Origin of the sequence: Geosporobacter subterraneus DSM 17957 (genome assembly GCF_900142145.1) — a bacterium.
In the GTDB taxonomy this organism is placed as follows: Bacteria; Bacillota; Clostridia; order Peptostreptococcales; family Thermotaleaceae; genus Geosporobacter; species Geosporobacter subterraneus.
Genome location: NZ_FQZV01000024.1, coordinates 54,320 through 61,606, shown reverse-complemented (window position 1 = coordinate 61,606; position 7,287 = coordinate 54,320). Strand labels below are relative to the sequence as shown.

The 7,287-nt window shown below is 41.3% G+C and carries 7 protein-coding genes and 1 tRNA gene; 4 read left to right on the top strand and 4 right to left on the bottom strand.

Annotation, left to right across the window (positions count from 1 at the left end; genetic code table 11):
- The first annotated feature begins 340 nt into the window (after positions 1–340).
- The 4 genes from yedE (at position 341) to BUB56_RS10130 (ending at position 3,149) form a co-directional block, all read left to right on the top strand.
- Positions 341–1,426, top strand: a complete 1,086-nt coding sequence (yedE, locus tag BUB56_RS10145; RefSeq protein WP_110941207.1) for a YedE family putative selenium transporter — start codon at positions 341–343, stop codon at positions 1,424–1,426.
- Positions 1,416–1,628, top strand: coding sequence for a sulfurtransferase TusA family protein (locus BUB56_RS10140; RefSeq protein ID WP_110941206.1), 213 nt, complete (start codon positions 1,416–1,418; stop codon positions 1,626–1,628). The genes yedE and BUB56_RS10140 overlap by 11 nt, the downstream gene beginning before the upstream one ends.
- Before the next feature lie 2 nt (positions 1,629–1,630).
- Complete coding sequence (locus BUB56_RS20295; RefSeq protein WP_110941205.1) at positions 1,631–1,873, top strand: putative Se/S carrier protein; 243 nt, start codon at positions 1,631–1,633, stop codon at positions 1,871–1,873.
- 640 nt (positions 1,874–2,513) lie between these two features.
- Positions 2,514–3,149 carry an NAD(P)H-dependent oxidoreductase gene (locus tag BUB56_RS10130; protein WP_110941204.1) on the top strand — a complete coding sequence of 212 codons (636 nt, stop codon included), beginning with the start codon at positions 2,514–2,516 and terminating at the stop codon, positions 3,147–3,149.
- A 239-nt stretch (positions 3,150–3,388) separates the two neighbouring features.
- On the opposite strand, the gene BUB56_RS10125 is transcribed toward BUB56_RS10130, so the two are convergent.
- The 4 genes from BUB56_RS10125 to BUB56_RS10110 all read right to left on the bottom strand — a co-directional run bounded on the left by BUB56_RS10125 (position 3,389) and on the right by BUB56_RS10110 (position 7,210).
- Positions 3,389–3,465 (bottom strand) — tRNA-Arg (locus BUB56_RS10125).
- A gap of 222 nt (positions 3,466–3,687) precedes the next feature.
- The gene (locus BUB56_RS10120) at positions 3,688–3,972 is read right to left on the bottom strand and encodes a CC/Se motif family (seleno)protein (protein ID WP_110941203.1); all 285 of its coding nucleotides are present in this window, start codon (positions 3,970–3,972) and stop codon (positions 3,688–3,690) included.
- A gap of 331 nt (positions 3,973–4,303) precedes the next feature.
- Positions 4,304–5,503, bottom strand: a complete 1,200-nt coding sequence (locus BUB56_RS10115) for a D-alanyl-D-alanine carboxypeptidase family protein (protein WP_110941202.1) — start codon at positions 5,501–5,503, stop codon at positions 4,304–4,306.
- 195 nt (positions 5,504–5,698) lie between these two features.
- Positions 5,699–7,210 (bottom strand): M1 family metallopeptidase, encoded by a 1,512-nt coding sequence (locus BUB56_RS10110; RefSeq protein WP_110941201.1) that lies wholly within the window; start codon positions 7,208–7,210, stop codon positions 5,699–5,701.
- Positions 7,211–7,287: the final 77 nt, after the last annotated feature.

Here is a 7,287-nt window from a genome sequence, read left to right as displayed (position 1 = left end):
GCACAACCTTTCAAACAGAATGAATCAGAGCATCCACTAAAAGAAGAACGTCAAACAACCTTGCATTTGAAACGGGTAACACCAAATGGTGGCCCAACCAGCTAAACATCGAATCGTCCTTGTGGAGTGACACGCTTTTTCACGGATAAGCCTCTACTATGGAAGGGATCCAGGAGGAATGCACATCTATCTCTCTGACAAAGAGATTATAGCACGATGTTTAAAAAATTCAATGTCTGGTGTCACTGATTCATCTGAACAATAGATTTAAAGTTGTCAAAGAACATTCGGGTGGGTTTTTGAGCCCTAACCCTATATTTATCTTACAAGGAGGGTTAAAATGAAAGACAAGAAAGGTATTATTTCTACGGGTGCCGTCATTGGTCTTATATCTGTTCTCCTTGTTAAATACGGCAATCCGGCAAACATGGGCTACTGTATAGCTTGCTTTTTGAGAGATATCTCAGGTGCCCTAGGTCTTCACAGAGCTGCAGTAGTACAATACATACGACCGGAAATCATTGGTCTGGTACTGGGCGCTTTTCTAATGTCCTTCGGCATGAAAGAATTTAGGACAAGAGGCGGTTCTTCCCCGTTTTTAAGATTTGTCCTTGGCTTTATCGTTATGATTGGAGCTCTCATGTTCCTCGGATGTCCACTCAGAATGGTACTTCGAATGGCTGGTGGAGATGCAAACGCTTTGGTCGGTCTCATTGGCTTTGCTGGGGGTATCGGGGTAGGCATATTGTTCCTAAACAAAGGTTTCAGCCTGAAAAGAACTTATACCCTTACAAGCTTTGAAGGTTTCGTATTTCCTTCTCTTAATCTAGGACTTCTTGCACTGCTCCTTGCTGCACCTGCATTTATATTTTTCAGTACAGAAGGCCCTGGGTCAAAGCATGCCCCGTGGCTATTGGCCCTTATATCCGGTCTTATTGTTGGTGCCTTAGCCCAAAGAACAAGACTTTGTATGGTAGGCGGAATTAGAGATTTAATTCTTTTTAAAGATGCTTATCTGATATCAGGATTTATATCCATATTTGCAGCTGCTTTAATCGGCAACCTACTAATAACCAAATCCTTCCATCTTGGCTTTTCTGGTCAACCGGTATCCCATATGGACGGTCTTTGGAACTTCCTAGGTATGGCTTTGGCCGGATGGGGTTCTGTACTGCTGGGCGGCTGCCCCCTTCGTCAGCTGATACTCGCCGGAGAAGGAAATATTGACTCTGCAATAACAGCCATGGGCATGCTCACCGGTGCAGCTTTTGCCCATAACTTCAGCCTTGCCGCATCTGCAAACGGGCCTGCACCGAATGGTAAAATTGCTGTAATAGCAGGTTTGATCATACTGCTGGTTGTTTCTTATTTCAATATAGAAAAAGAAGCTATAAAAATGAAAGGAGATGTAAAGCTTGAAGCTTAAAACCATTGATGCACGAGGAAGATCATGTCCTGAACCTGTGCTTATGACTAAAAAAGCTGTAGCTTTAAATTCAGAAGGGATACAGGTCTTAGTAGATAATACTGCTGCCTGTGAGAACATTAAACGGTTCGGAAGTCATTCAGGCTATAAAGTAGAAGTTGCTGAAAAAGGTGAGGATTTTGTCCTTACCCTGAAAAAATAATTATGGAATATTTAGCAACTTTTTTTACCCACTCAGGAGCCATAAAATATCAGAAATTACTTAGAAACCAGGGCTGCTCCGTCGACTTAATGCCAGTACCCCGAAAGGTAAGCTCTAACTGTGGTGTCGCCGCAAAATTCAACTATGAAAATAAGATCCAAACAATCATTAGCGATGATATCGAATGCCTGTATATCGTGGAAGAAAAAGCGTACAAACTGCTGTATAAAGCTGGCGAAGAATAATCTTCGCCAGTTTGCTTTTTCCAAAAGATAAAAAAATTTTTACCCTGTATCTATAAAATATACTACATATGTTGAATATTTTTTTCTCCTAACAACAGGCCTTTGGTTATATTTCTAAAGAAATTGTCAATACTTATCATTGTAGTAAACAGTTGTTAGGGGAAAGATTGGTTTGATGGCCGCTTTCCCCCTTCTCCTTTTTTGTTTAAAGTATAGACAGTTTTCTTAATTTGCATTCTATAAAAGCAGATTCTTTAATTTGACCTAAGCATTAAAGGTGATATTACTCTGCTGTTTTTGCAATCAATCAACTTGATTTATTTTGACGTTTAACAAGAAGGCTCAGAGAAAGAAGTAGACCAGCACTGGTATAGCGTACTGGTCTACTGAAAATATACTATACATAAGTTTAAGCGATGAATAGGGTTGTCAGTTCAGATATCTAGCTGAATAGCCACACAGTCTGACGTCCCTGCGTCTTCCATTTGACTTTTTCAGTGGCTTTGAAATGTCTCCACCTCTTCCATTAAAAGTAAAGTAAACTGATCTGTTTTGTTTAATAATATTTTTTTTCGGGTAACTATATCATAGCGATTCCATGGTGTATATTTAATATTTTAGTTAAAAGGAGATGTAAATGATGTCAAAGACAAAACTTACAATAATTTATTCTAGTACTACAGGTACAAATTATCAATTAGCCAAATGGGCTGAAGAAGGCGCCCTCGAATTGGGTGCAGAGGTACGAGTACGAAAGGTTCCTCATATTCGTCCGCCACATGATATTGACACAGACCCATCTAAGATCGCTTTGGCAGAGGCTACTAGAGATGTAGCTGAAATAGCCTTAGAGGATCTTGACTGGGCCGATGCTATTATCTTCAGTACCCCAGCACGTTATGGTGTAATGACTGCTGAGGTGAAAGACTTCCTGGAAAAAACAGGCGGCCTGTGGGCTGAAGGAAAATTGGTGAATAAGGTAGTCAGCGGAATGGCTTCTGCACAAAACACCCACGGAGGACAGGAAGCTGTACTATTGTCTCTCTATACAGCAATGTATCATTGGGGTGCGATCATAGCCGCACCTGGCTACACAAACCCTGTATTATTCTCTTCCGGTGGAAACCCCTATGGAATAACTGTAACAACTACAGCAGATGGCACGATCATTGAGGATAAGGAGATTATCCGAAATGCAGTTAAGCATCAGGCAAAGCGCACCCTTACAATTGCAGGTGCTATTCAGCAGTTGAAAAAAATAGAAACTGTTAAATAATTTGTGGGTAAGTGAAATAAGAGACTCCTTTCTGGTTATGTTGGAGGATAATACCAGAAAGGAGTTTTTCTATAACTTATTTGTAGAATAATATGAACATGTTTTGTCTAAATATAATAAGACAAGGGGACGTTTCGATTGTCTTAAAGCCGATCCTACTGCTCAGTTGCTGTCCCGAGCTAGTTTTTTCATTCTCAAACAAAACCCCTGTTAATCTAAAGATTTACAAGGGTTTCATATGGTGCACCTGAGAGGATTCGAACCTCCGACACACGGTTTAGGAAACCGCCGCTCTATCCTGCTGAGCTACAGGTGCACGGTCAATTATAATGATATTCATAATTTTTCAATTTGTCAAGATAGAAAAAGTCCCCCTCTTTTAATACAATATCCTCTAATGATCATTTTTATACCTAAAAGAAAGGGAGTGTCTTCATCTACCGCCTCCCCTTAGCCCTTCATGCTGCAACCCTGATATACAAGTCTCAAGTATTTCGCTGCAAAAAAGCAGCTTTTACAGCTGCTGGAGCAAATTTCTTTATAAAATTTGTATTCCCTCTATTTCTATTTCTTTAAAGAAAATATAATTGCTTAGGACCAGACGTAATGTATTTTTTATTACCGCACCCTTGTAAACATAAACTGTAAAGCCATCTACTTCAAATCGATCATACTTTTCAAGCGCCTTCGGGGCATCCATCACCACATGGGGCAGTGATGCAGGAATACAGCAGGAGTCACTTACCTGAAGCTCTACAGTTAATGTATCCTTCTCCTTCTTCTTTAAGAAGTCCTTTACTTTCTCATCAATTTGAATGTTCATCCTTCTCATCCTCACCTGTTATTTGCTTACTTTTAAAGTAGTGTTTTATCTATTATAATGGGATTTTCTCCTGATGACAACCTGGAAAAAAGAATTTAGTCTTCGCCAGAAGGGCATAGAGGGAGATCACTAAAAAAGTCAAATAATACGTTGTATCCACAGGATTGTCATTCTGAGCGCAGCGAAGAATCTGAGCATTTAAGCCACTTCAAAGATTCTTCATTTCACTTCGTTTCATTCAGAATGACAAAAACCAGGACTTTTCAGTGATCTCCACAGAGGCCCTTCCCTACACCGGGACCTATTAGACACCCACGAGTATTTTATTAAATTAACCTACAAAATGCTCCAAAAGAGTTACCATAAATCCGGAAAAATCCCACCACCACTTGAGCACCCTCAAACCTATTGGAATTCGCTTCAAGTCTCTGTCACTAACCAGCTCCACATACATTTTACTGTCATCATACAGCGTAAGCACCATTTCACCCAATTGCTGCCCCTTCTCAATAGGCAATCGGGCACCAGGGAACATAAACACCTCCTGCTGCTTGATGGCTCCTTCTTTAGGCCCAAAAACCAAAACATCCTCTTTAACCGTCAGACCAATCTCTAGAGGCTCCATATTCCACCAATGGTATGTCTCCACGATGTCTCCCATTTTGATGATACCCTGTTTGCTGTAGTTTAAAGCACCATATTCTAGCAGCTTCTTGCTGTCAGCCACCCGCTGCCGGTCATTCTGCGCCCCTAGCACCACAGCGATCAACCGAAAATCTGATGTACCCTCCCCCTGGGACGCTACCTTCATCGTAGAGGACAAACAGTACCCTGCGGCATTGGTAAAGCCAGTTTTCAGTCCATCTACCTTTGGCAGTTCCTTTAAGAGCATATTGGTATTGTCCTTTATAAAGTTTCTTTCTGGGTCTATAAAGCTCCAACTGCTGGTAATGGGAATAAGATCCTTTCCATAACGATCAATCAAATACTGTGAAAGAATGGCCATATCCCATGCAGTTGTGATATTTTCCGTCCCCTCTGTAGGCATTCCATTGGGATTTACAAAGGTGGTGTCCTTCATTCCCAGTCTTTTGGCTTCCCCGTTCATCTGCTCCACAAAGCTTTCCGCCGATCCACCTACATACTCAGCGATGGCATAAGCCGCATCGTTGCCGGAAACGATCATCATAGCATCCATAAGGTTTTTTAGAGATACTACATCCCCTGCCTTTAGGTTGTAGCTGGTTCCCCTTTCTGCTGCCGCTTTTTCACTGATGGTTACCCGGTCTTCGAGACGAATTTTTCCTGCCTCTACTGCATCCATAGCCAGATGATAGGTCATGAGTTTAGTTATACTGGCCGGGGGTGTTTTCATATGGGGATTTTTACTCCATAGGATTTTTCCGTAATCAAACTCCATTAAAACAGCTGCACGGGATTGAATGCTCACTTCTTCCTGTGCAAAACCCAGGAGTGTATTCATCAGAAAAATCTGAAGAACTCCGATCAAAAGGGCATATTTTCTTTTCACGGTTCCACTCCTTTGCGTTATAGATAAGTGCTTAGGATATTTAAAGCCCACCGGAATGGCACAGAGTTTATTCCTTATATCTAAAATGAATCGGTGAGGCTTCTCTGTCACCTATTATCATATCCTTTATATCTATTCATATTAAAGAAGTGACAAGTTTAAAACCACAGGTAGTTTCTTCCTGTGGTTTTAATATTATTTCGCCAACAGCCATTTATCAAAAAGCGGCCCTAGATCTTTTCCGGTGACTTCCTCACAGATTTTGCGGAAATCCCCTGTCCTCGCATTTTTAAAACGATTGGCGCGGTAATATTCACTTAGAATTTGATACAACGTATCTTTTCCATATTCGGTGTAAATTTCATTTAAGAACATGGCCCCCTTGCTGTAAACCAAAGGTCCATAATCATACCAGCCCTGAAAAGCCCGCAAAGATTTGAGGATTACTTCATCCTGGATATCTTGGGCGGCTTCTCTATACTCGTTTTCGTTAGACTGAACATGATACTGCTGCCCCCTTTCTTCACCATAGGCTTCCATGGCATAAACAACCTCTGAATAAGCAGCCAAACTCTCATCCAACCAGGCTTCTTCGATCTGATTGTTCCCCACAATACCGTACCACCACTGGTGCGCAGTTTCATGAACAATCACAACCTCTAGGAAGCTTTTCCAGCGCTTATCATAATACTGCTTTCCAATAAATACGATTCCCGGATATTCCATACCGCTGGGAAAGTTGGTCTGCACTACTGAGTATTGACCATAGGGATATTTTCCAAAGGTCCGGTTAAATATGCGCAGAGAGTTTTCTGCAGCTTGAGTGGCCCAATCCTTAATATCCTGTTTGAGGGCTCGATCCTTGATAAAATACATTTTCAGAATCGTTCCTTCTACATCCTTTTCCACTACTTCAAAGTCCTTGCTGGCAACCCAGGCAAAATCCCGGATAAGTCTAGCCTCTATCTGCCATATCTTTTTATCTCCCTGAACCCCTTCCGTAACGATATTGCCCGTGGCTGCGATCACCATGTCCTTCGGGGTTTCTATTTTTGCGTCATAATTGCTGACGTCACTATAAAAAGGGTCTCCTATAGGATAGTAGGGGTCCAGATTCCATCCATTCTCATCATAAACAGCGGCCACAGGATACCAGTTGCCAAAATTAAAGGTATTTTCTCCATATCCAAACCGTTCCTGCGCAGGAGGCAGCTTTACTTTATAGGTCATCTCCAGTGGAATTCTGCTCCCCGGCTTCAGTGCATTGGGAAGATTAACTTCCAGGATGGTGTTGCCTTCCCCAGTGATACGATAGTTGGCCTTTTCCTTTCCAATACGAAGCGCCATAAGATCAATAAATCCCGGTTCAAATCCCTCAGGATAAGCTCTATCGAAATCATCAAATAGAAAAGGGGTAGTTTCCTGGCTTCGAAATGCATTTGGATATAAATGAAAATATAGTTTATCGAGAGCAACAGTCTCATTATTGATATAATCAATCTTTTGTACTACATCTAGCATAGCTTCTTCAGGGGTAAACACAATATCCATGTTGTAGTGGGTAAGTTTTTCCAGACTCATACCGTTGAGATCTTCTACAATTAAGGTTTCCTGCTGCATGGGTACTGCAGCGGGCCCTTTACATCCGGTGATGATCAGTAGTAAGAGCAAGAGAATGGTGCCAAACCCTTTTCGAAATTTCCTCATTATAGACCTCCTGAAAAATATTTGATATCCCTATTATACAGAATATGTACCGTCCTTGGAATATATTTATGGAAAAG